The organism is Amycolatopsis sp. NPDC104587 (assembly GCF_055583645.1).
The window spans coordinates 359203-385767 of the sequence record NZ_JBVJNO010000004.1; the positions used below are offsets into that span (position 1 = coordinate 359203).

General features: G+C 70.4%; 27 protein-coding genes. 9 read left to right on the plus strand and 18 right to left on the minus strand.

From position 1 onward, the window contains the following. The first annotated feature begins 116 nt into the window (after window positions 1–116). Both ACZ61C_RS13575 and ACZ61C_RS13580 read left to right on the plus strand, forming a co-directional pair. Window positions 117–602: a copper resistance CopC family protein gene (locus ACZ61C_RS13575; RefSeq protein ID WP_465307020.1), complete on the plus strand. Its 486-nt coding sequence runs from the start codon at window positions 117–119 to the stop codon at window positions 600–602. A gap of 4 nt (window positions 603–606) precedes the next feature. Then, window positions 607–1635, plus strand: coding sequence for a copper resistance D family protein (locus tag ACZ61C_RS13580; RefSeq protein ID WP_465306315.1), 1029 nt, complete (start codon window positions 607–609; stop codon window positions 1633–1635). Between the two features lie 212 nt (window positions 1636–1847). Here the strand turns inward: ACZ61C_RS13580 and ACZ61C_RS13585 are convergent, their stop codons facing one another. Together ACZ61C_RS13585 and ACZ61C_RS13590 are read right to left on the minus strand one after the other, a co-directional pair. Further along, the gene (locus ACZ61C_RS13585; protein WP_465307022.1) at window positions 1848–2735 is read right to left on the minus strand and encodes a phosphotransferase family protein; all 888 of its coding nucleotides are present in this window, start codon (window positions 2733–2735) and stop codon (window positions 1848–1850) included. 22 nt (window positions 2736–2757) lie between these two features. After that, window positions 2758–4140 (minus strand): tetratricopeptide repeat protein, encoded by a 1383-nt coding sequence (locus ACZ61C_RS13590; RefSeq protein ID WP_465306317.1) that lies wholly within the window; start codon window positions 4138–4140, stop codon window positions 2758–2760. A 317-nt stretch (window positions 4141–4457) separates the two neighbouring features. Between ACZ61C_RS13590 and ACZ61C_RS13595 the strand changes: the two genes are divergently transcribed. Beyond that, window positions 4458–4802: a hypothetical protein gene (locus tag ACZ61C_RS13595; RefSeq protein ID WP_465306319.1), complete on the plus strand. Its 345-nt coding sequence runs from the start codon at window positions 4458–4460 to the stop codon at window positions 4800–4802. A 13-nt stretch (window positions 4803–4815) separates the two neighbouring features. After that, window positions 4816–5238, plus strand: a complete 423-nt coding sequence (locus ACZ61C_RS13600; protein WP_465306321.1) for a hypothetical protein — start codon at window positions 4816–4818, stop codon at window positions 5236–5238. Between the two features lie 425 nt (window positions 5239–5663). On the opposite strand, the gene ACZ61C_RS13605 is transcribed toward ACZ61C_RS13600, so the two are convergent. Next, window positions 5664–6923, minus strand: a complete 1260-nt coding sequence (locus ACZ61C_RS13605; RefSeq protein WP_465306323.1) for an MFS transporter — start codon at window positions 6921–6923, stop codon at window positions 5664–5666. Beyond that, window positions 6916–8232 carry a GH1 family beta-glucosidase gene (locus ACZ61C_RS13610; RefSeq protein ID WP_465306325.1) on the minus strand — a complete coding sequence of 439 codons (1317 nt, stop codon included), beginning with the start codon at window positions 8230–8232 and terminating at the stop codon, window positions 6916–6918. The genes ACZ61C_RS13605 and ACZ61C_RS13610 overlap by 8 nt, the downstream gene beginning before the upstream one ends. A 130-nt stretch (window positions 8233–8362) precedes the next feature. Here ACZ61C_RS13610 and ACZ61C_RS13615 point away from each other — a divergent pair, with 130 nt between their 5' ends. Both ACZ61C_RS13615 and ACZ61C_RS13620 read left to right on the plus strand, forming a co-directional pair. Further along, window positions 8363–9010 (plus strand): TetR/AcrR family transcriptional regulator, encoded by a 648-nt coding sequence (locus tag ACZ61C_RS13615; protein WP_395920062.1) that lies wholly within the window; start codon window positions 8363–8365, stop codon window positions 9008–9010. 163 nt (window positions 9011–9173) lie between these two features. After that, window positions 9174–9782, plus strand: a complete 609-nt coding sequence (locus tag ACZ61C_RS13620) for a DinB family protein (protein WP_465306328.1) — start codon at window positions 9174–9176, stop codon at window positions 9780–9782. Here ACZ61C_RS13620 and ACZ61C_RS13625 read toward each other — a convergent pair. Further along, window positions 9700–10884, minus strand: coding sequence for an amino acid deaminase/aldolase (locus ACZ61C_RS13625; protein ID WP_465306330.1), 1185 nt, complete (start codon window positions 10882–10884; stop codon window positions 9700–9702). The genes ACZ61C_RS13620 and ACZ61C_RS13625 overlap by 83 nt on opposite strands. A gap of 85 nt (window positions 10885–10969) precedes the next feature. On the opposite strand from ACZ61C_RS13625, the gene ACZ61C_RS13630 reads away from it, so the two are divergent. Then, entirely contained in the window at window positions 10970–12265 is a 1296-nt protein-coding gene (locus tag ACZ61C_RS13630) for a D-arabinono-1,4-lactone oxidase (protein WP_465306332.1), read from the plus strand. Here the strand turns inward: ACZ61C_RS13630 and ACZ61C_RS13635 are convergent. From ACZ61C_RS13635 to ACZ61C_RS13645, 3 genes are read right to left on the minus strand one after another with little or no spacing between them, the layout of a single operon-like run. Then, the gene (locus ACZ61C_RS13635) at window positions 12262–13212 is read right to left on the minus strand and encodes a ribose-phosphate diphosphokinase (RefSeq protein WP_465306334.1); all 951 of its coding nucleotides are present in this window, start codon (window positions 13210–13212) and stop codon (window positions 12262–12264) included. The genes ACZ61C_RS13630 and ACZ61C_RS13635 overlap by 4 nt on opposite strands. Further along, window positions 13209–13859, minus strand: coding sequence for an SDR family oxidoreductase (locus ACZ61C_RS13640; RefSeq protein WP_465306336.1), 651 nt, complete (start codon window positions 13857–13859; stop codon window positions 13209–13211). Before ACZ61C_RS13640 ends, ACZ61C_RS13635 begins: the two co-directional genes overlap by 4 nt. Window positions 13860–13869: 10 nt before the next feature. Continuing rightward, on the minus strand, window positions 13870–14520 hold the full coding sequence (locus tag ACZ61C_RS13645; protein WP_465306338.1) for a hypothetical protein: 651 nt from the start codon (window positions 14518–14520) through the stop codon (window positions 13870–13872). Between the two features lie 411 nt (window positions 14521–14931). Between ACZ61C_RS13645 and ACZ61C_RS13650 the strand changes: the two genes are divergently transcribed. Together ACZ61C_RS13650 and ACZ61C_RS13655 are read left to right on the plus strand one after the other, a co-directional pair. Continuing rightward, entirely contained in the window at window positions 14932–16002 is a 1071-nt protein-coding gene (locus ACZ61C_RS13650; RefSeq protein WP_465306340.1) for an HpcH/HpaI aldolase/citrate lyase family protein, read from the plus strand. Beyond that, window positions 15999–16841: an HpcH/HpaI aldolase/citrate lyase family protein gene (locus tag ACZ61C_RS13655; RefSeq protein WP_465306342.1), complete on the plus strand. Its 843-nt coding sequence runs from the start codon at window positions 15999–16001 to the stop codon at window positions 16839–16841. The genes ACZ61C_RS13650 and ACZ61C_RS13655 overlap by 4 nt, the downstream gene beginning before the upstream one ends. Window positions 16842–16860: 19 nt before the next feature. Here the strand turns inward: ACZ61C_RS13655 and ACZ61C_RS13660 are convergent, their stop codons facing one another. The 10 genes from ACZ61C_RS13660 to ACZ61C_RS13705 form a co-directional block, all read right to left on the minus strand. Further along, window positions 16861–17691: a CU044_5270 family protein gene (locus ACZ61C_RS13660; protein WP_465306344.1), complete on the minus strand. Its 831-nt coding sequence runs from the start codon at window positions 17689–17691 to the stop codon at window positions 16861–16863. Beyond that, entirely contained in the window at window positions 17684–18199 is a 516-nt protein-coding gene (locus ACZ61C_RS13665) for an RNA polymerase sigma factor (protein ID WP_465306346.1), read from the minus strand. Before ACZ61C_RS13665 ends, ACZ61C_RS13660 begins: the two co-directional genes overlap by 8 nt. 62 nt (window positions 18200–18261) lie before the next feature. Then, a complete protein-coding gene (locus ACZ61C_RS13670) occupies window positions 18262–19647 on the minus strand; it encodes an amidase (RefSeq protein WP_465306348.1) in 1386 nt (461 codons plus the stop codon). A 9-nt stretch (window positions 19648–19656) separates the two neighbouring features. Beyond that, a complete protein-coding gene (locus ACZ61C_RS13675; RefSeq protein WP_465306350.1) occupies window positions 19657–20412 on the minus strand; it encodes an SDR family NAD(P)-dependent oxidoreductase in 756 nt (251 codons plus the stop codon). Next, the gene (locus ACZ61C_RS13680) at window positions 20409–21821 is read right to left on the minus strand and encodes an aldehyde dehydrogenase family protein (RefSeq protein WP_465306352.1); all 1413 of its coding nucleotides are present in this window, start codon (window positions 21819–21821) and stop codon (window positions 20409–20411) included. Before ACZ61C_RS13680 ends, ACZ61C_RS13675 begins: the two co-directional genes overlap by 4 nt. After that, window positions 21814–22584: an ABC transporter ATP-binding protein gene (locus tag ACZ61C_RS13685; protein WP_465306354.1), complete on the minus strand. Its 771-nt coding sequence runs from the start codon at window positions 22582–22584 to the stop codon at window positions 21814–21816. Before ACZ61C_RS13685 ends, ACZ61C_RS13680 begins: the two co-directional genes overlap by 8 nt. After that, window positions 22581–23312 (minus strand): ABC transporter ATP-binding protein, encoded by a 732-nt coding sequence (locus ACZ61C_RS13690; protein WP_465306356.1) that lies wholly within the window; start codon window positions 23310–23312, stop codon window positions 22581–22583. The genes ACZ61C_RS13685 and ACZ61C_RS13690 overlap by 4 nt, the downstream gene beginning before the upstream one ends. Next, complete coding sequence (locus tag ACZ61C_RS13695; protein WP_465306358.1) at window positions 23309–24115, minus strand: ABC transporter permease; 807 nt, start codon at window positions 24113–24115, stop codon at window positions 23309–23311. Before ACZ61C_RS13695 ends, ACZ61C_RS13690 begins: the two co-directional genes overlap by 4 nt. Then, window positions 24115–25059: an ABC transporter permease gene (locus tag ACZ61C_RS13700; RefSeq protein ID WP_465306360.1), complete on the minus strand. Its 945-nt coding sequence runs from the start codon at window positions 25057–25059 to the stop codon at window positions 24115–24117. Before ACZ61C_RS13700 ends, ACZ61C_RS13695 begins: the two co-directional genes overlap by 1 nt. Next, window positions 25056–26546 carry an ABC transporter substrate-binding protein gene (locus ACZ61C_RS13705; protein ID WP_465306362.1) on the minus strand — a complete coding sequence of 497 codons (1491 nt, stop codon included), beginning with the start codon at window positions 26544–26546 and terminating at the stop codon, window positions 25056–25058. The genes ACZ61C_RS13700 and ACZ61C_RS13705 overlap by 4 nt, the downstream gene beginning before the upstream one ends. Window positions 26547–26565: the final 19 nt, after the last annotated feature.

Genomic DNA, 26565 nt, shown 5'->3' on the forward strand with positions numbered 1-26565 from the left:
CGAGAAGCGATACTGCTACGGAAAGGGGGCGGAGTGGGGCGCACCGGAGGCCCCCCCCCCCCCCCCCCCCCCCTCCCGCCCCCCCCCCCCCCCCCCCCCCCCCCCCCACCCCGGCACTGGCGCACAACGTGCTGATCTCCTCGGACCCGGCGAACGGCTCGTCCGTCGCCGCCGGCCCGCAGAAGGTCAGCCTGACGTTCGACCAGTACGTGCAGGGCGCGGACGTCAACCAGATCGCGGTGACCGGACCCGGCGGCGGCCAGTGGGCCGAGGGGCCGATCAGCGTGGTGAACAACGTCATCAGCGCGCCGCTGCGGCCGCTCGGGCCGGCCGGGAAGTACACCATCGGTTACCGGGTGCTCTCCGCCGACGGCCACCCGGTGACCGGCGAGCTGACGTTCACCCTCACCGCGGCGGGCACCGGCACCCCGGCGACCGTGGACGCGGCGAAGTCCCCGGGCTCGGCCTCGCAGGCGACGTCCTCGGCGTCGTCGTCCACCGGGGTGCCGATCTGGGTCTGGATCGCGGGCGCCGTCGTGCTGCTGGCGATCGGGCTGACCGTGGCCCTGCGGTCCGGACGGTCCGTGGAAGAGAAGAAGTAACCGGATGACCCAGGCCGAGGCCACCACCAAGCCCCGCTACGCGACGCTCCTGTGCGTCGTGACGGCGGGACTGCTCGGCGCCCTCATCGGCGTCGCGCTCCTGTCCACCACCCCGGTCCCCGGTGTGGTGGAACCCAGCGCGGTGGTCTCGGCCGGCATCCCGGTCGTGCGGGTCCTGCTCGACCTCTCCGCCGTCGCCACCATCGGGCTCTCGCTGCTCTCGGTCCTCGCCGGCTACGACCGGCCGAAGCTGACCGAGCCGATCATGCGGCTGGCGCGGCCGGCCGGGGTCGCGGCCGCGCTGATCTGGGCCACCACCGCCGTCGTCGCGCTGGTCCTGCAGACCGCGGAGTACAAGCCGGGCTCGTCGACGCTCACCGCGTCGGACATCGGCGGGTACATCGCGGCCGTCGGCGCCGGGAAGGCGCTCGTCATCGTCGCCGCGCTCGCCCTCGGCCACGCCGGGATCGGCGCGCTTGCCCTGCGCTTCGGCGAGAAGGTGCCCGCCGAGGTCCGCGTCGGGCTCGGCCTGTTCGCGCTGCTGCCGCTGCCGGTCACCGGGCACGCGTCGAACTGGAACTACCACGACTACACGATGATCTCGATGGAGCTGCACGTCATGAGCGCCGTCGCCTGGACCGGCGGCCTCGGCGCGATGACCGTGCTCCTGATCGCGAACCGGACGCTGCTGGCGCACGCGCTGCCGCGGTTCTCGAAGCTCGCGACGCTCTGCCTGATCCTCTCGGCGGCGACCGGGCTGTTCAACGGCCTGGTCGAGATCTCGCTCAACCCGACCATCGGGTTCTGGGCGGCGATCTTCACGACGCCGTACGGGCAGCTGTTCGTCCTCAAGTTCCTCTGCACCGGGGTCATCGCGCTGCTCGGCGCGTACACCCGATTCCGGCTGATGCCGCAGATCGTCCGGCACAACCGCACGGCCCTCGCGTCGTGGGCAACGCTGGAGCTGACGGTCATGGGGCTGGCGTTCGGTTTTGCCGTGGTGCTCACGCGCGCGCCGGTCGTCGCGTCCTGAAAGCCCTTCCACGCAGGTGAGAGCCGGTGATCTGTCACGGCGAGTAGCTGCAAATTGCGCATTGGGATGACTGGTGATCCATTGGGGGTGACCGGTCGGACCGAACTTTCTACCCTGAGAAGACTGCATTTGAGAAGCGACGAACGGTCATCTGCAGTCGTCGAATGCACGTGCAGACTGTGGCGCCGGTCACACGAAGTGACAGTCCCGGCTCAGCGGTAACGCGCCCAGCGAGTGTCCGTCCGGCCGCTGCGAAGGTCGTCCAACCGGCGGAAAAGCTCGGGCCGGACCTGCGGCCGGCTACGCAGGATCGGCAGCACGCTGGTCGTCAGCTTCAGCTCGCGGATCGCCCGGAGCACGCCGAACCCGGACCACGACGTCACGTCGAAGCCGTACTCCGCGGCGAACGTCCGGTAGCGCACCGGCGGGTCACCGAACCGCTCGCGGCCGACGGCCAGCGGCGTCAGGTCCCACTCCGGCGGGCCGACGCAGGAGGAGTCGAAGTCGCAGAGCACCGGACCGTCCGGTCCGGGGATGACGTTGCCGGGGTACGCGTCGCCGTGCACCAGGCCCCTGGGCAGCGGAAACTCCAGCCCGGCCAGCGCGGCCTCGAGCTCGGCGCAGCGGTCGAGCAGGAACGCGCGGTCGGCGGCGCCGAGCTCTTCGGCGTCGGAAACCCGGGCCCGGACCGCGGCGAACGGCGCCCACTCGGCCAGGCCGTCGGGCGCGGGCAGCGCGTGCACCCGGCGCAGCAACCGGGCGAGGTCGGCGGACGTCGCCGCGCGGCCGATGCTCGGCACCTGGTGCCACACGGTCACCAGGTGCTCGCCGACCGCCATCGGCTGCTCGACCCCGTCGAGCAGCCGGATCGCGGGGACGTCGTGCCGGGCGAAGTGCCGGGCCACGGTGACGACCGTGCCGACCCGGTGCCGCAGCTGCGTCGAGCCGACGATCCGGACCACCACCGGGGCCGTGACCAGCGCGAACACCGCGTTGTTGGTGAACCGCAGCAACCGCGCGCCCGCCGGGTCGAGGCCCAGCTGCGCGCAGGCCTCGGCCAGCACGCCGCGAAGCTTCCCGGGGGTGAACCGGCCGTCCAAGACGGTGCCGGCGCCTTCGGCGTTACGCGGCGTAGAAAGCGTGGAGGCGGTCGGCGAGGTCACGCGCGTCGGCGTTGTTCCGGCGGCGCTCCGCCTCTTCCTGGAGCGGCCGCATGCGGTCCTTGACCCGCTCGGACTTGATGCCCTCGGCGCAGTCGATGGCCTTGCCGCCGACCTTGGCGCCGTGGTCCAGGTCGCCTTCCAGCAGGTGGTTGGTGGCGAGCGCGCTCAGCATGAACGTCTTCGACCGGGCCATCTCGTCGTCGTAGGACTCGACGGCCCTGGTCAACGCCGGGATCGCGTACTTCGTGTGCTCGGCGTTCTTCTGCGCGAGGACCGTGTGGACGGTGCCGACCATGGCGTAGACGTCGGTCTCGGTGAAGAACTTCACCCAGGACTCGGCCTCGGCCAGGTTGGCGCGCTCGAACTCGTCCTTGCTCCGGCCGAGCAGCTTCACCGCCTGCTCTTCGTTGCCCATCATCGCGTAGGCCCACGCCTCGTTCGCGCAGAGCACGGAGACGGCCAGCTCGGAGCCGGACTCCTGAGCGGCGATCTGGCCCAGCTGGAACAGCTTCAGCGCGTCGTTCGGGGCGTCCTGGTGCAGGTAGACGCGGCCCATGCGGTAGAGCACGTTGGCCACCAGCGGGTGGTTGTCGCCCTGCTTGGCCAGGTCCAGCGCGTTGGCGAAGTGGCCACGCGCGGAGTCCATCAGGCCGGTGTCGAACGACGTCCAGCCGGCCAGCGAGTGCAGGTCGGCCAGCGCCACGTACAGCCGGTTCTTCACCATGTCGGTGCCGTTGGACTCGAGCATCTGCTGTCCCCAGGACAGCTGCGCCACGACGGCGTCGCGGCAGAACCCGCCGCCGTACTGGTAGTCCAGGGCGCGGAGCGCGCGCGTCGCGGCCTCCACCTGGCGCACGTCGGTCATGCCGATGCGCCCGGGCGCCGGCGTCCGCGCCGGTCCCGCCGACCACGTGCCCGATTCCGGACCGAACACCGCCGCACCCATCGTGACCTGGGCGGCGTGCGCGAGGAACCTCCGTCGCTTCACGGACTCGTCCTCCTCAGCCTGCTGGCCGTCGGCGGAGCCGACGACGCGTATCGCCGTGGCCTCGTCGTAGGCGAGGCCCATGTATCCACGGGGGACACCCAGGCCGTCGGCGATCCGCGTGAGGACGTCGTAGGCCATGACCTGGCGACCCTTGAGGATCTCCGACACCTCGGACTGGGACTGGCCGGTCATCGCGGCGATCTGGCGCTGCGAGACACCGTGCTTGCGCAGGAGCCGGTAGACGGCGCTGATCTCGCGACTGGCGAGAGCAGCTCTCATCTCGGGCTGCTCCCACGCGTCGGCGGGAACGGCGTGGTTCTGCCGGGTTTCGGCACCACCGCTACTGGCGTCCATCGCGCCCCCTCCACTGTCCGGTCGGGCGTCTGTGAAACAGCGTAAGCAAACCTGGGAAACCGTGTGAACAGCCGAACTGGCGCCCTGATCGGTCCGGGCGAAGTCCGTTGACCGCTTACCGTGGAACCGAGTCCGGTCACCGCTATGACGCCATTTCGACCTTCTATCGCAGCCGGTTGCACCTCACTGTAGTTGTCAGATCTCCGTCACCGCCCGGACACCGGCAGCGATCACGGAGAGCTACGAAAACCGCAGCGTTGTGACAAAGCGATGTTGCAGAAGGCATCTTCGAAGACTTCGACAGAGCGGAGAAGGGCGTGGAGTTCGTGGACTCGTTCGCAGGGGGACATGCCGGCACGGCCACCCGCGCCGTGCGGCCGGCGGTCACCACCGTCTCTCCCGTCTCCGCCGTCCGCCCCGTCACCCCCGCCGCCGCGGTGGACCCCCGCACCGCGGCCGTCCGGCACTACGAAGGCGGGCAGCTGGTGTGGCGCGTGCAGTGCGGCGACCTCATCAGCCGTGAGCGCGCGGTGACGGTGTTCGTCGAAGACAACCAGGTGGTACTGGTCTCGCCCCCCGGCGAGACCGCGCGGTTGACGTCCGGCCAGCTCGGACAGCTGCGCGCCGCGCTCAACGAAGCCGCCAAGATGGCGGAAAGGTAACGGTGAGCTGATCATGGATCAGGTACTCGGGCAGGTCCTCCGCAATGCGGTCTGGGAGCGCCTCGACATGCTGACCGACTTGGCGAACCGCGCCGACGCCCAGTCGCTCGTCTCGGTCGCGCGCTCCGAACTCCCCCGCTTGACCGAGGCGTGGCGCGCGATGCTGAAGATGCACGAGCCCGACGAGCGCGGCGACTGCCCGACCTGTTCGACCCGGTGGCACCGCTGCAAGGCGCCGTGCTCGGTCTGGCAGGTCGCGCACGAACACCTCGTCGCCGGCGGCCTGGCCCCGCAGCAGGCTCCGGCCCGCGGCGGTCTTCAGGGCCGGCGCAAGAGCCCGGTGCCGACGCAGGGCCGTCCGGCCCCCGCGCCCACCCCGGCCGAGACCACCGGCCGCCACGCGCTGGTCAACCCGCGCCGAGCAGTCACCGCCTGACCCCTCTTGTGAAGTCCACGTGAAGAAGCGCATCTTTCCCTGAGAAAGTGGCGTGAGGTTCGCGTGAAGGGGCGCATCTTTCTCAGGGAAAGTGGCGTCCTACCCCAGATCCGGCGAGCGCGGCCGGCCGATCGCCCCATCGGGCCCGCGTCCGTGTTCGCCCGGCCGGGGACTGTTTCGCCCGCACCCCCGAGCAGTGCGAACCAGTCCTCGGCCCTCCAGCCCGGTCCCCACCGCGATTAATCGAAAAAAATACGCGTTAGCCCTAGCCCGGGCGGTAATCCCCCGCTAGATTGATCAACAAGCGCGGCGTGGACCACTGGTCCAGCTGCGGCGACCCGCCCCCGAGCGGCCCTCGAATTCCGCGGGCCGGTGCCGTTGCACTCCCCTCCCCCGACCGGCACCGGCCCGCGGTTCCAAATCTTTCAGCGCACCGCCTTCACGCGGAGCACGAGCACCGCGGCCAACAGCGTCGCGACGGCCGAAGCGGCGAAGAGCCCCGGATAACCACCCAGGTAGGCGAGCACCAGCGGCGTCAGCAGCGGCGCCACCACCTGCGGCAGCGAGTTCGCGATGTTGATGACACCAAGATCCTTCGCGCGGTCCTGCGCCGTCGGCAGCACCTGCGTCAGCATCGCGAGCGCGACAGCCATGTACGCCCCGAAGCCCACCCCCAGCAGCGGGGACGCGGCGAGCGCGACCGGCCACGTCTGCCAGAGCACCAGCAGCAAAGCGGCCAACGCCATCACACCGGAGGCCGCAAGGACGTACGGCTTACGCCGTCCGGACTTGTCCGAGAAGTGCCCGGCGACCACGGCGCCCGCGACGAGCGCAACGCCGTACAACCCCATCATGATGAGCAGGCCCGTGTCCGGGTCCTCGTAGTGCACCGCGTCCTTGAGGAAGAACAACAGGTAGAGCGTCCCGAACGCGTTGCCGAGGTTGATCATGAAGTGGCATGCCCACGCCCAGGCGAAGTCCGGGTGCCGCCGCGGGGACACCCAGAGGTTGCGCAGCACCTCGCCGGCTGCCGACGACGGCCGGAACTCGACCGGCAGGCGCGCGTCCGGCGTCCGGAGCACAAAAAACGCGGCGCCGACCAGGACGATCCCGGCGCAGACCGCGTAGGCCAGCGGCAGCCCGGCGATGCCGAGCATGACGACGACCACGAGCGCGCCCAGCACGGTGCCGAGCATCTGCGCGATGCCGACCAGCCCGCCGACCTGCGCGCGCTGCCCCACCGGGACCCGGTCGGCGATCGCGGACATCAGGGTGGCGAGCATGCCGTTGAGCCCGGCCTGCACCAGGCACCAGCCGACGATCAGGAGCGCGACGCTCGGCGCGAACGCCAGCACCAGCAACCCGACGGCGGCGACGGCGGCGCCGATGACCGTCCACGGGTGGCGACGGCCGAAGCGCGAGGTCGTCCGGTCGGACAGCAGCCCGACCGCCGGGTTGACGATCAGCGCCACGATCGCGCCGACCCCCATCACCAGGCCGAGCACGAACTCCTTGTTCACCTGGTCGAGCAGCTCGGCCTGCTGCGGCAGCAGCACCTGGATCGGCGCGTAGATCCCCAGCCAGAGCGCGATGTTCGCGAAGAACAGCAGGCTCATCCAGCCGGGCCGCACCCGCACGACGGGCTCGGCGAGCGCGTCCGGCACCGCTTGGGTCGTTTCACTCATCCCGCACCAGCTTCCGGTACCAGTGGAACGAGTCCTTCGGCGTCCGCCGCAGGGTCTCGTAGTCGACGTGCACCAGGCCGAAGCGTGGCGCGTAGCCCTTGGACCATTCGAAATTGTCCATCAGGGACCAGCAGAAGTACCCCCGGACGTCGACCCCGGCGTCCATCGCCTCGCGCAGGGCCGTGAGGTGGCTGTGCAGGAAGTCGATGCGTTCGGGGTCGTGCACACCGCCGTCCTCGGCGACGACGTCGGCGAAGCTGCAGCCGTTCTCGGTGATCTGGATCGGCGGCAGCTTGTCGCGGTAGCGGCGGTGGAAGTCGAGCAGCAGCTCACGCAGGGCGTGCGGGACGATCGGCGAGTCGTTCGTCGTCATCGGGTAACCCTCGATCGGGCGAAGCTCGAAGGGCAGCGGGTTGCCCGGCCCGGGTTTCGCGACCCCCTGCGGCTCGTAGTAGTTGACGCCGTAGAAGTCCAGCGGCTGCGCGATGGCCGGCAGGTCGTCGGCGAAGCCGGCGGGGAGGTGCTCGTGGAGCTGTTCGGGGTAGGTGCCGAGCAGGACGGGGTCGGCGTAGAGCCGGTTGAGGAGCGCGTCGAGCCACTCCGCGGCGTCGTGCGAGTCGTCGTCCGCGGGCCAGATGGGCGAGTGGTTGTTGGCGGTGCCGACGTTCGTCGCGCCGGCCGCCCGCAGCGCCTGCACGGCGAGGCCGTGCGCGAGGTTCTGGTGGTGCGCGGTCGGAATGGCGTCGAGCAGGAGCGTCTGACCGGGCGCGTACTCCCCGATCGCGTACCCGAAGATGGACATCACCATCGGCTCGTTGAGCGGAATCCAGAGTTTCACCCGATCGGCGAAGCGTTCTCCGAGGATGTGGGCGTACTCGGCGAAGCGATCAGCGGTCTCCCGGGCGAGCCAGCCACCGTCGTCCTCGATCGCCTGCGGGGTGTCCCAGTGGTAGAGCGTGACGGCGGGCGCGATGCCGGCTTCGCACACGGCGTCGATCAGCTTGTCGTAGAAGCCGAGGCCTTCGGGGTTGGGCGCGCCCTTGCCCTCGGGCTGGATGCGCGGCCAGGCGATGGACATCCGGTAGGCGCCGACGCCGAGCTCCGCCATCAGGGCGATGTCTTCGGGGTAGCGGTGGTAGTGGTCGGCGGCTACGTTGGCGTTCTCATCGTGGGCGATCTTGCCCTCGGTCGCGGTGAACGTGTCCCAGATGGACGGTCCGCGCCCACCTTCGCTGGTGGCGCCTTCGATCTGGAACGCCGAGGTCGAAACACCCCAGAGGAAGTCGGGCGGGAAGTTCGGGTTCTGCACCGGCTGCTGACCCCTTCGTCAGGCCACCCGTACGGGTGAACATGAAAAGTTCTCATATACTAGGTCTTCACTCGTCCGTGGGGAAGCCCGTCGGCACGATAAAGTCCCAGATCAGACGAGGAGGAGCGCCGTGTCCGACATCCAGGCCGCGAAGGTGCCGGCAGAAGCCACCCCCTTGCGCCGTCAGCCGGTTCAGCAACGCAGTGCGAAGCGGGTCGAGCAGATGCTCGACGCGAGCGCGGCGTTGATCGACGAACTCGGCTACGACGCCCTGACGACAACCCTGATCGCCAAGCGCGCAGGAGTGGCCGTCGGTTCGCTGTACCAGTTCTTCCCCGACAAGCGCGCAGTCGTGCAAGCGCTTACCGCCCGGAATCTGGAGCGCTTCGTCGGCGCGGTGAACGAGCGCCTGAAGCAGCTCGGCCCCGAGCACTGGTGGGACGTCGTGGACTCGATCCTCGACATCTACCTGGAGATGCACCGGTCCGTGCCGGGGTTCTCGAAGGTCCACTTCGGCGACATCATCGACCGCCAGCTGCTCGACGAGACCCGCGACAACAACGCGGTGATCGTGGACTCCCTGACGGACTTGCTCTCCGGCCAGGTCGACCGCCCGGTCGAGGACCTCCGGTTCGCGATCGGCATTGCGAACGAGGTCGCGGACGCGCTGCTGAAGCTGGCGTTCCGGAAGGAGCCGAGCGGCGACGAGAAGATCGTCGCGGAGGCCAAGTACGTGGTGAAGGGGTATTTGGCGGCGCGGTTCGGGGAGCAGTCGTAGCTGTCCACAGAAGTTGTCCACAGGCATGCACAGCTGTGGACAACCTGGGGTTTTCGGCGGCGTCTGTCGGGGGTCGCCGAGGGCATTCCGGGACTCCGCGATCCACGGCGCACCAGCAGCGGCCGCGCTCCCCGCATTGGGGAGTTCGGGCAAGCTCGGTCCTGTGACCGACAACGACGCGAAGGCCTACCTGCACGACGAGCTGCGCTGGATTCGCGAAGCCGTCCTCGCGAAGCTCGATGGGCTCACCGAATACGACGTCCGGCGGCCGATGACGGCTACCGGGACCAACCTGCTCGGCCTCGTCAAACACCTGGCGACCTGGGAAGCCCGGTACTTCGGTGAGGTATTCGCACGGCCCTTCCCCGAACCGCTCCCGGAGCGGGGCACCGACATGTGGGCCACCGAGGACGAGACGCGCGAGGAAATCGTCGATCGGTATCGGCGTGTGTGGGTGCACTCCGACACGACCATCCGCGACCTCGATCTCGACTCCGCCGGGCAGGTGCCGTGGTGGCCTCGGCCTGACGTGACCCTCTTCAAGGTCCTCGTCACTTTCCTCACCGAGATCAACCGGCACGCCGGGCACGCCGACATCCTGCGTGAACAGCTGGACGGCAAAGTCGGGCTGGACGCGGAAAGCACCGCCGCCGGACAGGACCGGCGGGCGGAGGTTGAGCGGGTGGCCGTCAGCCGAAGTTCTGGTGCTCGCCGCGGTACGTCGGGACCGTTCGTTCCACCCGGTCGCCCAGGACCAGGTGGTAGTGCGTGAAGCGCTCTGCCAGCTCGCCCGCCTTTGCGTGGCGCAGCCAGACCCGGTCGCCCAGGTTCAGGGTGCGGGCCGCGCGGCCCGTCACCGGGGTCTGGACTTCGCCCGCTCCCTCGAAACCCAGGAACTTCAGGCCCGTCGGGAGGTACGGCGTCGGCTGGCGCGAGGGGCCCGTCGGCCCCGAAGCGATGTAGCCACCTGAGTACAGCGTTGCGATCTTGCGGGTCGGGCGGCGGACCACTGGGAGCGCGAACAGTGCGGCCGGGCGGGGGCTGAAGCGCGTGTAACCGTCGAAGAGCGTGGGGCCGATCAAGCCCGAGCCGGCCGCTATCTCGGTGACGACCGCGTCCGCTCCGGTCGACTCGATGCTGCCCGTGCCGCCGCCGTTGACGAACTCCAGCGGGGTCACCGCTTCGACCGCGCGGACCACTTCGCCGCGACGCCGGTTCAGCTCCGCCGCCGAGTGGCGCTGCATCCAGCCGATCACCAGCTGGTTGACGCGCGCGCCCGCCTTGTCGCCGAGGCCGGCGATCTGGCCTTCGTACGCCATGACGCCGACCAGGCGGAACCCCGGCCGGGCCACGATCTGGCGGGCGAACGTCGCGGCCTGCTTCGGGGTGAAGATCGGGGACCGGCGGGTGCCGACGTGGACTCCCGGGAGCGGGCGCCACGACGCGTCGAGCTCCAGGCACACCCGGATCTCCGGGTGGCCGTGGCCGAGCGCGGCGTCCACCAGGTCCAGGTGCTCCGGCGAGTCGACCATGATCGTGATCGACGCGCGAGCGAGATCGGACGCGGCCAGGCGGCGCAGCGCCTCGTGGTCGGCCGTCGGGTAGGCGACCACAACGTCGTCCGTCGTGCCCTGCTCGACGTGCCAGACGGCTTCCGCCAGCGAGTAGCACATCAGGCCTTCGAAGCCCGGCTTCGCGAGCACGCGCTCCAGCAACGCACGGCAGCGCACCGACTTGCTGACCACGCGGATCGGCTTGCCCGCCGCGCGGCGGGCGAGGTCGTCGGCGTTCGCGTCGAAGGCAGCCAAGTCGACGACGGCCAAGGGTGGATCGAGGTCCTTGGTCGCCAAGTCATACACCGTCGCACTGGTCACGAGGTCTAAAGTACGACACGAAGGCTTGAAACGCGAATACCGTTCACATACTGTTTCGGGCACTCGACCGATGGAGGGTGCGCGCATGACCCGGTGGACCAACTGGGCGGGCACGGCGTCCGCCTCGCCGCAGCACGTTCACCAGCCACGGAGCACGGCTGAAATCGCGGCGACCGTCGAAGACATCGCCGCGGCCGGCCGGACCGTGCGCCCCTGGGGCAGCGGCCACTCCTTCACCGCGATCGCCGTCGCCGACTCCGACGCGCTCGACCTGCGGCAGTGGACCGGTATCGAGCGCGTCGACCTCGAAACCGGGCACGTCACCGTCCGCTCCGGCACCACGATCAAGCAGCTCAACGCCGAGCTCGACACGCTCGGGCTGGCCATGACCAACCTCGGCGACATCGACGCACAGACCATCGCCGGCGCGATTTCCACCGGCACCCACGGCACCGGCGCCCGCCTCGGCGGCATCGCCACCCAGATCGTCGCGCTCGAGCTCGTCCAGGCCGACGGCTCGGTCGTCACCTGTTCGGCCGGCGAAAAGCCCGACCTCTTCGCCGCTGCCCGCGTCGGCCTCGGCGCGCTCGGTGTCATCACCACGGTGACGCTCAAGTGCGAGCCGTCGTTCGTCCTTCGCGCGCAGGAACGGCCGGAGCCGCTGGAGCAGGTCCTCGAGGGCTTCCACGACTTCGCCGACCAGAACGAGCACTTCGAGTTCTACTGGTTCCCGTACGGCAAGAACGCCCTGGTCAAGCGCAACAACCGGTGCGAGACGGCGGAACCGCTGAGCAAGGTCCGCGAGTTCGTCGACTACCAGATTATGGAGAACGTCGCGTTCGGCGGCCTCTGCCGGACGGGCCGGCTGATGCCGCGGCTCGTGCGCCCGCTGAACAGCTTCGCGTCGAACATGCTCTCCGCGCGCGAGTACAGCGATCTCTCGCACCGCGTCTTCGTCACCGCGCGCAACGTCCGGTTCACCGAAACAGAATACGCTGTTCCACGTGAATCAGTGCTCGACGTGCTCGCCGAACTACGGGCCGTAGTGCCGAAGCTGAAAAACCCGGTGATGTTCCCGGTCGAGGTGCGGGTCGCCGCGGCCGACGACATCTGGCTGTCGACCGCGCAGGGCCGCGACTCCGCCTACATCGCCATCCACCAGTTCACCGGGATGCCGTACCGCGAGTACTTCAGCGCGTTCGAGAAGATCGCCGGCGCCGTCGGCGGCCGCCCGCACTGGGGCAAGATGCACGACCTCGACGCCGGCGTCCTCCGCACGCGCTACCCGCACTTCGACGACTTCCTGCGCGTGCGCAAGGAAACCGACCCGAACGGCGTGTTCACCAACACCTACCTGGACCGGGTGCTCGGGCCGGCCTAGAAGAGCGCGGACACCGATTCGCCGTTGTGGATGCGGCGGATCGCCTCGGCCATGGCCGGCGCGATCGAGAGGATCTTCAGCTTCTCGGTGCGTTCCTCTTCGGGCACCGGCACCGTGTTGGTGCAGACGATCTCCAGCACCTCCGGCCGGCCGCCGATGCGCTCGATGGCCTTCGCCGCGAACAGCCCGTGCGTGCAGGCGACGCGGATCGATCGCGGTTCCAGCTCGGCGAGCTTGTCCAGCAGCTCGATCACCGTGCTGCCCTTGGCGATCTCGTCGTCGAGCACGATGACGTCGCGGCCGGTGATCTCGCCGATCACCGAGCTGATCTGGACGCGGTCGTCGGGGAAGCGCTCCTTGGCGCCGGCCGCGACCTGGACACCCAGCAGCCGCGCGAAGTGCGACGCCTCCTTCGCGTTGCCCAGGTCGGGCGAGACAACGGTGGTGCGCGAAAGGTCGTACTGACGGAAGTGCTTGGCCAGCTCCTGCAGCGCGTGCAGGTGGTCGACCGGGACGCTGAAGAAGCCGTGGACCTGCGGTGAGTGCAGGGTCATCGCGAGCACGCGGTTCGCGCCGGCCGTGGTCAGCAGGTCGGCGACCAGGCGGCCGCCGATGGAGATGCGCGGCGCGTCCTTCTTGTCCGAGCGCGCGTACGAGTAGTGCGGCATCACGGCGGTGATGCGGGACGCCGACGCGCCGCGCGCCGCGTCGAGCATCAGGAGCAGCTCGACGAGGTGTTCCTGCACCGGCCGCACGAGCGGCTGGATGATGAAGACGTCCCGCTCGCGGCAGTTCGCCTGCAGCTGCACTTCGAGGCAGTCGTTCGCGAACCGCCGGACCTCGGCCGGCCGCAGGGGGACGCCGAGGTGGGCGCAGATCTCTTCGGCCAGCTCGGGGTGCGCGCTGCCGCTGAAAACGGCGATCTCTCGGGAAGCCTCGTTGATCACAGTGCTGAGATCGCTTCGCCGATCGCGACCTCACCGGAGATCAGCGTCAGGGTGCGCCGCGCGGTCTCGGGCGCGTCGAGCAGGCCGACGAGCACCGCGGCGACGTCGTCGCGCGGGATCGGTCCGCGATCGGTGCGCTCGGCGAGCAGCACCAGACCGGTGCCCGCGTCGTCGGTCAGCGCGCCCGGCCGGAGGATCGTCCAGTCGAGGTCGCGGGCCTTGAGATCGTCTTCCGCCGCGCGCTTGGCGCGCAGGTAGTGCCGGAACTCCTCGGTGACATCGGGGTTCTCCGGGTTGTCGGCACCGATCGAGCCCACCTGGATGTGCCGCCGGACGCCGGCCTGCTCGGCCGCGTCGGCGAAGAGCGCGGCGGCGCCGCGGTCCACTGTGTCCTTGCGGTCGGTGCCGCTGCCCGGCCCGGCGCCGGCCGCGAAGATCGCCGCGTCGGCACCCTTCAGGGCCTCGGCGACCGCGTCCACATCGGAGTTCTCCAGATCGAGGACGACGGCTTCGGCACCGGCCGCCTCGAGGTCCGCCGCGTGGGCGGGGTTACGGATGATCCCGACCGCGTTGTCACCGCGCGCGGCGAGCAGCCGCTCCAGCCGCAGCGCGATCTGACCGTGTCCACCTGCAATGACGACTCGCATGGAGCCGACCCTAGTGCGAAGCGGGCGCCTCTGCGGTCCGGAGCAGGTGGTCGTAGACCAGTTCGTTCACCAGGCGGGAGACCGGGTCCTCGGCGAGCACGACACGCTCGGTGCGGCCCTCGAGGTCGAGGTCGACGACCGCGTTCGGGTCGGCCGTGACGATCGCGAGGCCGTACGCGCGGGCCCGCGGCAGGCAGTTGCCGACGTAGTCCTCGGTCAGCACGGCCGGCGACGGGAGCACCATCGCGGCCTCGCCGTAGCGGGCGAACGGAACCGCGGAGGCCATCGCGGTGCGCCAGTGGCGCGCGACGGCCAGGACGCCGACGATCTCGGCGGCCGGGGCGGGGGCGGTTCCGGCCAGCTCCGGCCAGGTCCAGGTGTCGACGGTGGCGCGGTCGGCCACCGGGCCGGCACCCATCGCGATGCGTTCGGCGTGCACGTCGGTGCGGAGCTTGGCGACCACGCAGACCTTGCGGCCGAGGATCGTGGTCTCGGGGAGCACGATGCCGTTCCAGCCCAGCTGGGCGGCGGCGGTGCGGGCGAGCTCGTCGACGCTCGTGGGCAGCTCGATCGGCGGCACCACCCGGCTCGGCATCGACCGGCTGCGCTTCGCGCCACCGGCGACCGTCGAGCGCTCGGTGTTCTGAGGTGTAGCCGCCACGAGTCCGCCTCCTTCTGACCTGCACTGCTTCGTGACCGGTGAAAACCGGCACTCAACCTGTCTAACAGCGCGGCGGCGCGGCGTCGCCGGGTAGTGCGAGTGGCTGCGATCGGCGGCGCCCAGCGGTCGATGACCGGTCGGTAGGCGGTCATCCGACTTCGGTCGAACGGTGCGGCCAACCGAGTGATCGCGGGGTGAGTGGCACTACCGTCCGCCCGCGACCGACTACCGAAGGCACCCTCGTCCGATTGGGCCGTTCGGCGCAACCGGGGGAAAATCCACAGTGGACGCAGGCGGCTGAGCTGCGGTTGTCCACTGTCACCCACCCGGCGGTGACTTGCGCCGCAGCGGTGTCGCGCGCGCCGGACTAAAGTTACCGATCAGTCACTTAGTCGTCGCCGTGGAGGACCGATGCGCTCCCCGAAGGACTTCTTCGCCCCGCTCGCCCTGGGCGCGCCCGCCCCCGTGCGGGAGATCCCGGTGACGCCGTCCCGGATGATCCACTTCTTCGACCCGGGCAACGAGAAGATGGCGGCGAAGGTGCCGGACATCGCCAAGAAGGTCGACGTCCTGCTCGGGAACCTCGAGGACGCCGTGCGCGCGGACCGCAAGGAGGCCGCGCGCGCCGGGCTCGTCGCGATCGCCAAGGCCAACGACTTCGGGAAGACGCAGCTGTGGACGCGCGTCAACAGCCTGGACTCGCCGTGGGTGCTCGACGACCTGGTGACGCTCGTCACCGAGATCGGCGACAAGCTCGACGTGATCATGGTGCCGAAGGTCGAGGGCGCGCCGGACATCCACTACGTCGACCGCCTGCTGGCGCAGCTCGAAGCGCGCGCCGGGCTCACGAAGCCGTTGCTGGTGCACGCGATCCTCGAGACGGCGAGCGGGGTGGCCAACGTCGAGGAGATCGCCGGCGCGAGCCCGCGGCTGCAGGGCATCTCGCTCGGCCCGGCCGACCTGGCCGCGAGCCGCCGGATGAAGACGACCCGCGTCGGCGGCGGCCACCCGGGTTACCTCGTGCGGACCGACCCCGTCGGCGACGACCTGAACGAGGGCCGGACGACCTACCAGCAGGACCTCTGGCACTACACGGTCGCGCGGATGGTCGACGCCTGCGCGATGCACGGGATCCTGCCGTACTACGGGCCGTTCGGGGACATCCGCGACGTCGTCGCGTGCGAGGACCAGTTCCGGAACGCGTTCCTGCTCGGCTGTGTCGGCGCGTGGAGCCTGCACCCCGTGCAGATCGACATCGCGAAGAAGGTCTTCTCGCCTTCGCCGTCCGATGTGGCCTGGGCGCGTCGCGTCATCGCGGAGATGGGCGACGGCACCGGCGCCGTGATGATCGACGGGAAGATGCAGGACGACGCGTCGGTGAAGCAGTGCCGCGTGGTCGCCGAACTGGCCGACACGCTCGCGGCGGACGACCCCGAGCTCGCGGCCGCCTACGACGCCGCCACCAAGGAGATCCTCGGATGACCCAGCCCCGACGCTCTGTCCTGTACATGCCCGGCGCGAACGAAAGAGCGCTGGAGAAGGCCAAGACCATCCCCGCCGACGCGCTGATCCTCGACCTCGAGGACGCCGTCGCGCCGGACGCCAAGGAGGCCGCGCGCGAACGCGTCTGCGCCGCCGTGGGCAACTACGGTTCGCGCGAAGTGACCATTCGCGTCAACGGTCTCGACACCGAGTGGCACGACGCCGACCTGCGCGCGGCGGCGTCCGCCGGGCCGGCCGCGGTGGTCGTGCCGAAGGTGAACTCGGCGGCCGAGGTGCACAACATCGAGCGCGCGCTGGAGCTCGGTGGCGCGCCGGAGCACACGAAGATCTGGGCGATGGTCGAGACGCCGGTCGCGATGCTGCACGCGGAAGAAATCGCGGCGGCGTCCGAGCGGCTGACGGTGCTCGTGATGGGCACGAACGACCTGGCCAAGGAGCTGCACGCGGAGTTCGTCCCGGGCCGCGGCCCGCTGCTCGGCGGGCTTTCGCTGTGCCTGCTGGCCGCGCGCGCGACCGGCAAGGTGATCCTCGACGGCGTCTACAACGACGTGAAGGACCTCGAGGGGTTCGAAGAGGAGTGCAAGCAGGGCCGTCAGTACGGCTTCGACGGCAAGACGCTCATCCACCCGTCCCAGGTGGAGCCGTGCAACCGGATCTTCGCGCCGTCCGAGGAGGAGATCGACCGGTCGCGGCGGATCATCGAAGCTTTCGAGAAGGCCGGCAGCGGGGTGGTCACTGTGGACGGCCGGATGATCGAAAACCTGCACGTCGACAACGCTCGACGGGTGCTGGCGCTGGCCGAGGCCGTCAAGAGCTGACGGCCCCGGCCCACGGGGGTCACTCCGGCAGGTCGTCCGTCCACTCGCCACTGACCGCGTACGTGTCGCCGTTCGCGTTGTGGGCCGGTTTGCCGTCCGAGCCCAGGAACACCGACGAGCCGTCCACCTGGCCGGTCGCCGGGTCGACGACGAGGCGGCCGCCGCCCGGGAGCCGGACGCTCCGTTCGTCCAGCGCTTGTACGCCCGGGTACGCGGCGATCGCGCGGAACGCCCCTGCCCGGACCGCCGGGGGCGACGGCACGACGGAGACCAGGTCGATCAGGGACTGGAGCACGGCCACGTCCCGCTGGTCCGCCGGGGAGTGGTTCCGCAACTCGTTCGCGAGCCAGTCCCGCAAGGCCGCCGGGTCGGTGGGCAGCGTCAGGATCTGGCTGAGGGTGACGTCGTCGCCGGTCAGCCGGATGGGCCGCGAGCGGGGTTGGAGCACGGCCTTGCCGTGGGTGTTCCCGTCGCGGTACCACTCCTGTCCTTGAGGGGTGGTCCAGTACTCCCAGGTCTCCTTGCCGAACTTCGTCGCGGTGTGCCAGTACTTGCCGGCGCCGACCTGAGCGTGCTCGGCGGCGGTGGCGGCGGCCAGCAGGACCGCCGGGCGGGTGTCGACCGGCAGCACCACCGCCTGGCGAGGTGGTGGGGGGCTGGGAAGGGTGGCGACGCCGACCGCGACCGCCGCCGCGGTGGCGACGAGTCCGGCGCCGATCGTGAGCGGGCGAACGCGCCTGCGGCGCCCGTGCAGCATGTGGTTCTGCAGCCGGTGGCGGCTGCGGTCGACGGCTTCCGGGGTGGGTTCGGCGGACCGCAGCGTGGCGCGCAGCGTCTCCAGGTCATTCATCGGTGGCCTCCGGGGAGAGAACGGGGGTGAGCTTCTTGCGGGCGCGCGTCAGCCGGGAGCCGACCGTGCCCGGGGAGATGCCGAGCGCCTCGGCCACTTCCGCGTAGCCGAGGTCGGCGAGGGCGACCAGCAGCAGGACGTCGCGTTCGCCCGAGGTCAGCCGCGACAGCGCTTTCGCCAGTTGCCCGCTCATGACGACGCGGTTTTCGTGGCCCTCGACCGGCCCGGGGACCTCGATCCGGGCCAGGGCGCGGTAGTGACGTGCTTCTTTGCGACGATGGCGGGAAACGAGGTTCGTCGCGATGCCGAACAGCCAGGCCCGCACGTCGCCGCGGGTCGGGTCGAACGTCTTCCGGCGGTCGTAGGCGACGAGGAACGTCTCCGCGGCGACGTCCTCCGCCACCTGGGCGCCGAGCCGGCCGGAGACGTAGCGGTGGATCGCCGCGAAGTGGTGGTCGTGCACCTCGGTGAACCGGTCGACGCCGGTCACCGGGGCTGCCTCTGTCATGGGGTTCCTTCCCGTCGGCGAGAGCTTCACCCCCACTTCGCCGCGGGCCCCGATCTTCTTCCCTATCCGATCGGCCAGGGGCGCTGTGGCTCGCGAAGGCGCTCGTACGCCGCGGCCACGCGCAGGACGCCGACGTCGTCGAAGCGGCGTCCGGTGAGCTGGAGGCCGATCGGGCGGCCGTCGTCGGTGTACCCGCAGTTCAGCGACACCGACGGCTGGCCCGACATGTTGTACGGGACCGTGAACGCGATGTGCTCGAACGGCCTCGACGGGTCGTTCGTCGGCGACGCCCAATCCGCCGGTGGGGCCGCGACCGGGCAGGTCGGCGAGAGGACGACGTCGTACGCCGAGGTCGCGCGCAAGGCGGCCACGCTGATCACGTCGATCTGGGCGAAGCCGCGGTAGACGTCCACTCCGGACACTTCGGCGCCGCCCGCGGCCCAGTCCGCGATGTACGGCAGGACCTTCGCGCGCCGCTCCGCCGGCAACGCGAGCATGTCCGACCAGGCACGCGTGCGCCAGAAGACGTCGAGACCGCTGAGCATTTCGCGGGTCAGGAACGGGCCGACCGGCTCGACGACCGCGCCCGCGGCTTCGAACGCGCGGGCCGCCGCCGTGACCGCGTCGCGGGTCGCCGGGTCGACCGGGAGGCCGACGCCGGGGTCGAGGTGCAGGCCGACGCGCAGGCCTTCGAGGGAAGAGTCCAGTGATGACCAGTCCAGCTCCGCCGGCGGCAGGCTCAGGTGGTCACGCGAGTCGGGCGCGGACAGGACGCTCATCAGCAACGCCGTGTCGGCGACCGTGCGGGTCATCGGGCCGGCGACGCGGCCGAGGAACGGCGGGTCGACCGGCACGCGCCCGAAACTCGGCTTCAGCCCGACCAGGCCGCACCAGCCCGCCGGCAGCCGGATCGAGCCGCCGATGTCGGTGCCGACGTGCAGCGGGCCGTACCCGGCGGCGGCCGCCGCACCGGCGCCCGCGCTCGAGCCGCCCGGCGACGCCGACGGCTGCCACGGGTTCCGCGCCGTCGTGTGGAAGCTCGAGAGGCCGGACGTCAGCATCCCGTAGTCCGGCATGGTCGTCTTGGCCAGCAGGACACCGCCGGACTCGCGAACCCGTGCGGCCGCCGGGGCGTCCTCGGCGGCGGGAACGAGCGCGGTCGCCGCCGTGCCGAGCGGGACCGGCGTGCCGCGGGTCGCGATGTTCTCCTTGAGCGTCAGCGGGACACCGTCGATCGGGCCCAGCGGTTCGTCGGACGCCCAGCGCGCTTCGGACGCCTTCGCGTCGTCGCGAGCCGCCGAAGGGTCGTGCGCGTACAACGCGTGCAACTCCGGTTCTCGCGCCTCGATGCGTGCGAGGACGGCTTCGGTGACCTCGACCGGCGAGAGCGTCTTCGCGCGGTACTGCGCCACGAGCTCAACGGCGGTCAGATCGGGCAACTCAGGCATGGACGCTCCTCAGGAGGCGGGCGGTTCGAAGCGGCCGTCAACAGCGGTCCAGCCACCGTCGACCGCCAGCACGGAGCCGGTCACGAACGACGAAGCGTCCGAAGCGAGGTACACGACGGCGCCGGCCAGCTCGTCCGGACGCGCCCAGCGGCCCAACGCGCCCTTCTGCGCGTACGCGTCGTACCACTCCGGGTTCGCCTTGATCTGGGCGGTCAGCGGGGTTTCGACGACGCCGGGCGCGATCGTGTTGACCCGGACGCCGGCCGGGCCGAACTCGGCGGCGGCCGTCCGGAACAGCTGGACGAGCCCGGCTTTGGTGGCCGCGTAGGGGCCCTGGCCGGGCTCGACGGTCGTGCCGCGGATAGACGAGAAGCCGATGATGCTCCCCCGCCCGCGCGCGACCATGTCGGCGCCGAACACCCGCACGACCTCGAACGACACCCCGAGGTTCAGCGCGATGACGCGGTCGAACTCCTCGCGGGTGTAGTCCAGCAAACGTTTGCGGACGTTCGTCGCGGCGGTCAGCACCACGATGTCCTGCGGGCCGAGGTCGGTCGCGGCCCGGTCGACCGCGCCGGGTTCGAGCAGGTTGATCTCGTACGCCTCGCCGACGCCGGCCTCGCGTGCGGCTTCGAGGTCGCGGTCGGCGCAGACGACCGAAGCGCCGTGCGCGGCCAGCGCCCGCGCGGCTTCACGGCCGATGCCGCCCGCGCCGAGCACCACGGCCCGGCGGCCGTCGAGGCGGAACAGGTTCTCGTAGCTCACGGGCGCAGCACCGCCATCCTCGTCACGGTCAGCTCTTCGACGGCGAACCGCGGCCCCTCGCGGCCGATGCCGGAGTCCTTCACGCCGCCGTAGGGCATGGTGTCCGAGCGGAACCCGGGCACCTCGTTGACGACCACACCGCCGACTTCCAGCTCGTCGAGCGCGCGGAAAGCCGTCTTCAGGGACCGGCTGTAGACGCTGGCGTGGAGGCCGTAGCGGGAGGCGTTCACCGCGGCGAACGCTTCGTCCACATCGGACACCGTGCGGAGGCAGACGACCGGGCCGAAGATCTCCTCGTCCCACGCCTCGACACCGTCGGGGACGTCGAGCAGGACCGTCGGCCGCAGCACGGTGCCGTCGACTCCGCCGCCGACCTGGCGGGCACCGGACTTCTCGATCCACGCCGCGACGCGGTCGGTGGACGCCGGGTCGATCAGCGCCGACACCCGCGTCTTCTCGTCACGCGGATCGCCGACGACAACTTCGTCGAGCCGGGCCAGCAGCCGTTCGGTGAAGTCCGCCGCCACCGACGCGACGACCAGGACGCGCTGCACCGAGATGCACGCCTGGCCGGACGCGTAGAAACCGCCGCGCAGCACCGCGCCCACGGCCGCGTCGAGATCCGCGTCTTCCGCGACGACGAGGGCCGCGTTCGAGCCCAGCTCCAGCAACGTCTTGGTGGGCGCCGCGTCGCGGGCGATGCGGTGGCCGACGGCGGCCGAGCCGGTGAAGGAGACCGCGCCGATGCGGCGGTCGGTCGTCAGCGCGGCGCCGACCGAAGCGTCCCCGGTGACCAGCTGGACCATCGCCGCGATCGGGGCGAGCGACCGGACCAGGTGCACCAGCCGGAGGGTGGCCAACGGCGTCTGCGGCGCCGGCTTGACGATCACCGGGCAGCCGGCGGCGATCGCCGGGGCGATCTTGTGCGACGCCAGCAGCAGCGGGTAGTTGAAGCCCGCGATGCCGACGACGACGCCGATCGGCTTGCGTTTCCAGAACCCGACCAGCCCGTCACCCGAGGGCAGGAGATCCAGCGGCACGGTCTCGCCGTGCAGCCGAGACACCTCTTCAGCCGCGGCTTCCCAGGTGACGATCGTGCGGGCGACTTCGACCCGGCAGTCGACCAACGGCTTGCCGGTCTCCAGCACGAGCAGGTTCTCGAACTCCTCGCGTCGATCCCGAAGCGCCGAAGCGACGTCGTTGAGGAGAGACCGGCGAGTTCGCGAAGGGAGCGAAGCCACTTCACGCGCGACGGCGACAGCCTCGTCGACAGCGCGCTTCGCCAGCTCCGGCGTCCCGATCGGGGCGGTGCCGACCACGCTCCTGTCGTAGGGGAAAACGATTTCCGCACTGTCTACAGTGGACATCCAGTCGGCGCCGACCGGCAGCCCTCCGGGATACTCAGCCATCTTCACCTCCGCTCAACCGGGCCAGTTCCGCACGCAGGTTCGGCGCGGCGGCCAGCAGTTCCCGGGTGTACTCGTGCTGCGGCGCGTCATACACCTGCGCGACGTCGCCCAGCTCGACGATCTCCCCGCGGCGCATCACCGCGACGCGGTCGCAGACGTGCCGGACCACGCCGAGGTCGTGCGACACGAAGACCAGCGTCAGCGCGAACTGCTCCACCAGCGACGCGAGCAGGTCGAGGATCTGGCCGCGCACGGAGACGTCGAGGGCGCTGACCGGCTCGTCGGCGATCAGCACGCTCGGGTTCGGCGCCAGCGCGCGGGCGATCGAGATCCGCTGCCGCTGCCCGCCGGAGAACTGGTGCGGGTACCGCCCGGCCGCGTCTTCGGGCAGGCCCACGGCGGCGAGCAGCTCGGCGACGCGGTCGGGTTCGCGGTGGCCCAGCGGCTCGGAAACGATGTCCCGCACGCGCATCCGCGGGTCGAGCGAGCCCATCGGGTCCTGGAAGACGATCTGCAGCTCGGACCGCAGGAAGCCGAGGCGGCGTTCGGGCAGGTTGTCGATGCGCCGGCCCTGGAACGAGACCGTGCCGGCGGTCGGCTTGTCGAGCGCGGCGAGGAGCCGGACCAGCGTGGACTTCCCGGAGCCGGACTCGCCGACGATGCCGAACCGCTGCCCCGCTTCGACGTCGAAGCTGACGCCGCGCAGCGCTTGGACGTCCCGCCGGGCGTAGCGGCGTTCGAGGTCACGGACTTCGATGATCATCGCCGGGCCTCCAGATCCGAGGCGTCGAGGAGCTTCCGCGTGTACTCGTGCTTCGGCGACGTCAGGACTTCGCGCGTCGAGCCCGCTTCGACGATCTCGCCGTCGAGCATCACGAGCACGCGCTCACACACCGACGCAACCACCGCGAGGTCGTGCGTGATGAAGAGGAGCGAGCTTTCACGTGAAAGCTCCGTCTTGATGAGCGAGAGGATCTGGGCCTGGACCGTGACGTCGAGGGCGGTCGTCGGCTCGTCGCAGATCAGCAGGGCCGGGTTGTTCGCCAGGGCCATCGCGAGGACGACGCGCTGGCGCTGGCCGCCGGACAGCTGGTGCGGGTACGCGCGGGCCGTGCCTGGCAGGCCCACCGCGCCGAGGAGCTCCTCCGCGCGGTGGCGGCGACCGTGGATCCGGCCCGGCTCGGTGACCTGACGCCCGACGCGCATGGCCGGGTTCAACGCCGTCATCGGCTCCTGGAACACCATCGCCAGCTCGTCGCCGCGCAGCCGGGAAAGGTCCTTTTCGGACATTCCCAGCAGCTCACGGTCGCCGAGCCGGACCGAGCCGGACGCGTGGAGCTCTTCCGGCAGCAGGCCCATGATCGCCAGCGCCGTCAAGGACTTCCCGGAGCCGGACTCGCCGATCAGCCCGACGCGCTCGCCCGCGCCGATCTCGAAGGAAACGTCCTTGACCAGCGACGACACCGACAGTCCGGTAACCGAGAGAGTCATACCTTCGCCGCCAACCGGGGGTCGAGGCGGTCGCGCAGGCCGTCACCGAGGAGGTTGAACCCCAGCACGGCGACGGCGATCGCGATGCCCGGCACCAGCGCGAGCCGCGGCTGCACGGTGAGCAGTTCCTGGGACTCCTGCAGCATCCGGCCCCACGACGGCGTCGGCGGCCGCGTCCCGAAGCCGAGGAACGACAACGCCGCTTCGGCGAGCACGGCGATCGCGAACGACACCGACGCCTGCACGATCAGCAGTCCTGAGATGTTCGGCAGCACGTGCCGCAGCGCGATGTTCACGCGCGACCGGCCGCCGGCGCGCGCGGCGAGCACGAACTCCGTGCTCATCACCTGCAGCGTCCCGGACCGGGCGATCCGCGCGAACGACGGGATCGTCGCGATGCCGATCGCGACCATCGCGGTGAGCGTGTCCGCCCCGAAGACCGCGCCGAACATGATCGCCAGCAGCAACGCGGGGAACGCGAGCACGAGGTCGTTGACGCGCATGACGAACTCGCCGAGCCACCGCGGGGACATCCCGGCGAGGATGCCCAGCGGCGTCCCGATCACCGCGGCGATGCCGACCGCAACCACACCGACGTACAGCGTGGTCCGCGCGCCGACCATGATCTGGCTGAGCAGGTCACGCCCGAACTTGTCGGTGCCGAACAGGTTCGAGCCGCCGAAACCCAGGAGCCGGTGGGCCGCGTCGACCTTCACCGGGTCGAACGGCGTCCAGAAGAACGACAGCACCGCGGCCAGCACGACCAGGCCGACGAGTACCCCACCGATGACGAGACTGCGCATCACGAACCTCGCAATCGCGGGTCGAGCACGGTGTAGAGCACGTCGACGACGAAGTTGACCAGCAGCACACCCACGACCAGCACCAGCACGATCCCCTGCACGGTCAGCAGGTCGCGCGACGCGACCGCGTCCAGCAGCATCGACCCGAGCCCGGGCAGCACGAACACGCGCTCGACAACGACGGCGCCGATCAGCAACGTCGCCAGCTGCAGGCCCAGCACCGTGACCACCGGGACCGACGCGTTGCGCAAGCCGTGCCGCACCAAAGCCTGCCCCGGTCGGAGCCCCTTGGACCGCGCGGTGCGCAGGTAGTCCTGGCCGAGCGTGTCGAGCACCGCCGAGCGGACATACCGCGTGAGCACCGCGCCCTGCACCAGGCCGAGCGACAACGCGGGGAGGACCAGACCCCGGAAGAACTCGCCGAAGTCCTGGTCCGGCGGGGTCCAGCCGCCCGACGGCAGCCAGCGCAGCTGCACCGCGAAGATCTGCACCAGGATGATCCCGGCGAGGAACGCGGGGATCGCGACGCCGATCTGCGACAGCCCGGAAACCCCGGCGCCGGACGCCTTCCGGTGCTTCACCGCGGCGAACGTGCCCGCGGGGATCGCGATAACCAGCGCCACCAGCATTCCCGCTCCGACCAGCCAGAGCGTCACGCCGAGGCGGTCGAGCAGCTGCGGGCCGATCGTGTCGCGCGTGACGTACGAACGGCCGAAGTCGCCGTGCAGCACCCCGCCGATCCAGTCGAAGTACTGCGTGACGAGCGGCCGGTCGATGCCGAACTCCGCGCGTGTCTTGGCCAGCAGCTCCGGCGTCGCGTTGACGCCGAGCGCGACCTGCGCGGGATCGCCCGGCAGCACGGCCATGAAGAGGAACACCACGATCGACGCGACCAGCACGCTGACCACGAAGATCGCCACCCGGCGCAGCACCTTGGCCGTCATCGCGGCGCCAGTCCGGTGAGGTCGAACGACTCGCTGACCTGGTTCGCCGCGAACCCGCCGACCTTCGCCTTCGCGACGATGACGTTGGGGAACAGGAACAACCAGTCCGCGGCGGCGTCGGTGTTCAGCTGCCGCGCCACCTGCTTCATGTCCGCGACCTGCTGCTCCGGCGTCCCGCTGTCGGCGTCGGCGAGCAGCTGCTGGACGCGCTTGCCGTCGTACCCCCAGTAGTACTCGGGCTTCCCGAACGTCGTGATGTCGCGGGCCTCGACGTGCTGGATGATCGACAGGTCGTAGTCGTGGTCGGTGAACACCTGCTTCAGCCAGACGGCCGGGAAGTCGAGCGGCTCGATCGTCGTCCGCACGCCGACGTCGGCCAGCTGCGACTGGACGACCTGCGCGGCCGACACCGCGTACGGCAGGTTCGGGATCCGCAGCTGCAGGTTCAGGTTCGTGGCGCCCGCCTCGGTCAGCAGCGCCTTCGCCTTCGCGGGGTCGAACGGGTAGACGTTCGCCAAGTCCTCGTACCAGGGATCAGTGGGCGGGACCATGCTGCCGATCAGCGTGCCGCGGCCGGCCCACGCCGTGTCGAGCAACGCTTTCCGGTCGATCGCGTACGTCAGCGCCTGGCGCACGCGCGGGTCGTTCAGCGGCGGCCGCGCGTTGTTCATCGCGAGCGTGACCTCGCTGTTCGAGGTGCCTTGGATGACCTGGAACCGGTTGTCGGCCTGGAACTGCGGGATCGAGTCCGGCGCGGTGATCGCGGAGATGACGTCGATGCCGTTGCTGTAGAGCGCGTTGTTGAGCGCGGTCGGGTCCTTGATGTACTTGAGGACGACCGCCTGGTACGCCGGTTCCCGGCCCCAGTACCCGGGATTCGCCTTGAGCACCACCGAATCACCGCGCTTGCGCGCCGCCACGACGTACGGCCCGGTGCCGATCGGCTTGTTCGCCAGGTCGGCGACGCCGCTGGGGCTGAACATCGCGCCGAGCCGGCTGGTGAGGCTGAACAGCCAGCCGTTCGACGGCTTCGACAGCACGACTCGCGCGTGGTCCGGCGCGACGACGTCGACGTGGTCGACCACGTCCATCGTGGACTTGATCGAGATGGTCCAGTCGGTCTTCACGCGCAGCAGCGAGAACTTGACGTCCTCAGCGGTGAACGGCGCGCCGTTGCTGAACTTCACGCCCGGCTGCAGCTGGAAGTCGTAGGTGCGGCGGTCCGGGCTGATCGTCCATGACTTCGCGAGCAGCGGGACCACGCGCCCCTGCGAGTCGAGCTTCACCAGGCCTTCGTAGACGTTGTAGAGCAACGCCTGCGGGATGGCGGCGCCGTCGGTCTTGGTGAAGTCGAAGTTCGCCGGCTCCGCCGTGAAACCTACGGAAAGTGTGTCCGGACCAGCGGAAACGCTTGCAGACGAGCCAGCCGAGCAGCCGGACACCACGAGCAGCAGCGCCGCTGCCACCGCGGGAATCCGGACTTTCATTCCGCCTCCAGGTCAGTAC

What these genes read in the sequence shown, in the direction of transcription:
- ACZ61C_RS13580 (WP_465306315.1), top strand. Translation starts at nt 607, where the DNA reads ATGACCCAGGCCGAGGCCACCACCAAGCCCCGCTACGCGACGCTCCTG.
- ACZ61C_RS13590 (WP_465306317.1), bottom strand. Translation starts at nt 4,140, where the DNA reads ATGGACGCCAGTAGCGGTGGTGCCGAAACCCGGCAGAACCACGCCGTT.
- ACZ61C_RS13600 (WP_465306321.1), top strand. Translation starts at nt 4,816, where the DNA reads ATGGATCAGGTACTCGGGCAGGTCCTCCGCAATGCGGTCTGGGAGCGC.
- ACZ61C_RS13605 (WP_465306323.1), bottom strand. Translation starts at nt 6,923, where the DNA reads ATGAGTGAAACGACCCAAGCGGTGCCGGACGCGCTCGCCGAGCCCGTC.
- ACZ61C_RS13630 (WP_465306332.1), top strand. Translation starts at nt 10,970, where the DNA reads ATGACCCGGTGGACCAACTGGGCGGGCACGGCGTCCGCCTCGCCGCAG.
- ACZ61C_RS13640 (WP_465306336.1), bottom strand. Translation starts at nt 13,859, where the DNA reads ATGCGAGTCGTCATTGCAGGTGGACACGGTCAGATCGCGCTGCGGCTG.
- ACZ61C_RS13650 (WP_465306340.1), top strand. Translation starts at nt 14,932, where the DNA reads ATGCGCTCCCCGAAGGACTTCTTCGCCCCGCTCGCCCTGGGCGCGCCC.
- ACZ61C_RS13655 (WP_465306342.1), top strand. Translation starts at nt 15,999, where the DNA reads ATGACCCAGCCCCGACGCTCTGTCCTGTACATGCCCGGCGCGAACGAA.
- ACZ61C_RS13660 (WP_465306344.1), bottom strand. Translation starts at nt 17,691, where the DNA reads ATGAATGACCTGGAGACGCTGCGCGCCACGCTGCGGTCCGCCGAACCC.
- ACZ61C_RS13665 (WP_465306346.1), bottom strand. Translation starts at nt 18,199, where the DNA reads ATGACAGAGGCAGCCCCGGTGACCGGCGTCGACCGGTTCACCGAGGTG.
- ACZ61C_RS13670 (WP_465306348.1), bottom strand. Translation starts at nt 19,647, where the DNA reads ATGCCTGAGTTGCCCGATCTGACCGCCGTTGAGCTCGTGGCGCAGTAC.
- ACZ61C_RS13680 (WP_465306352.1), bottom strand. Translation starts at nt 21,821, where the DNA reads ATGGCTGAGTATCCCGGAGGGCTGCCGGTCGGCGCCGACTGGATGTCC.
- ACZ61C_RS13685 (WP_465306354.1), bottom strand. Translation starts at nt 22,584, where the DNA reads ATGATCATCGAAGTCCGTGACCTCGAACGCCGCTACGCCCGGCGGGAC.
- ACZ61C_RS13690 (WP_465306356.1), bottom strand. Translation starts at nt 23,312, where the DNA reads ATGACTCTCTCGGTTACCGGACTGTCGGTGTCGTCGCTGGTCAAGGAC.
- ACZ61C_RS13695 (WP_465306358.1), bottom strand. Translation starts at nt 24,115, where the DNA reads ATGCGCAGTCTCGTCATCGGTGGGGTACTCGTCGGCCTGGTCGTGCTG.
- ACZ61C_RS13700 (WP_465306360.1), bottom strand. Translation starts at nt 25,059, where the DNA reads ATGACGGCCAAGGTGCTGCGCCGGGTGGCGATCTTCGTGGTCAGCGTG.
- ACZ61C_RS13705 (WP_465306362.1), bottom strand. Translation starts at nt 26,546, where the DNA reads ATGAAAGTCCGGATTCCCGCGGTGGCAGCGGCGCTGCTGCTCGTGGTG.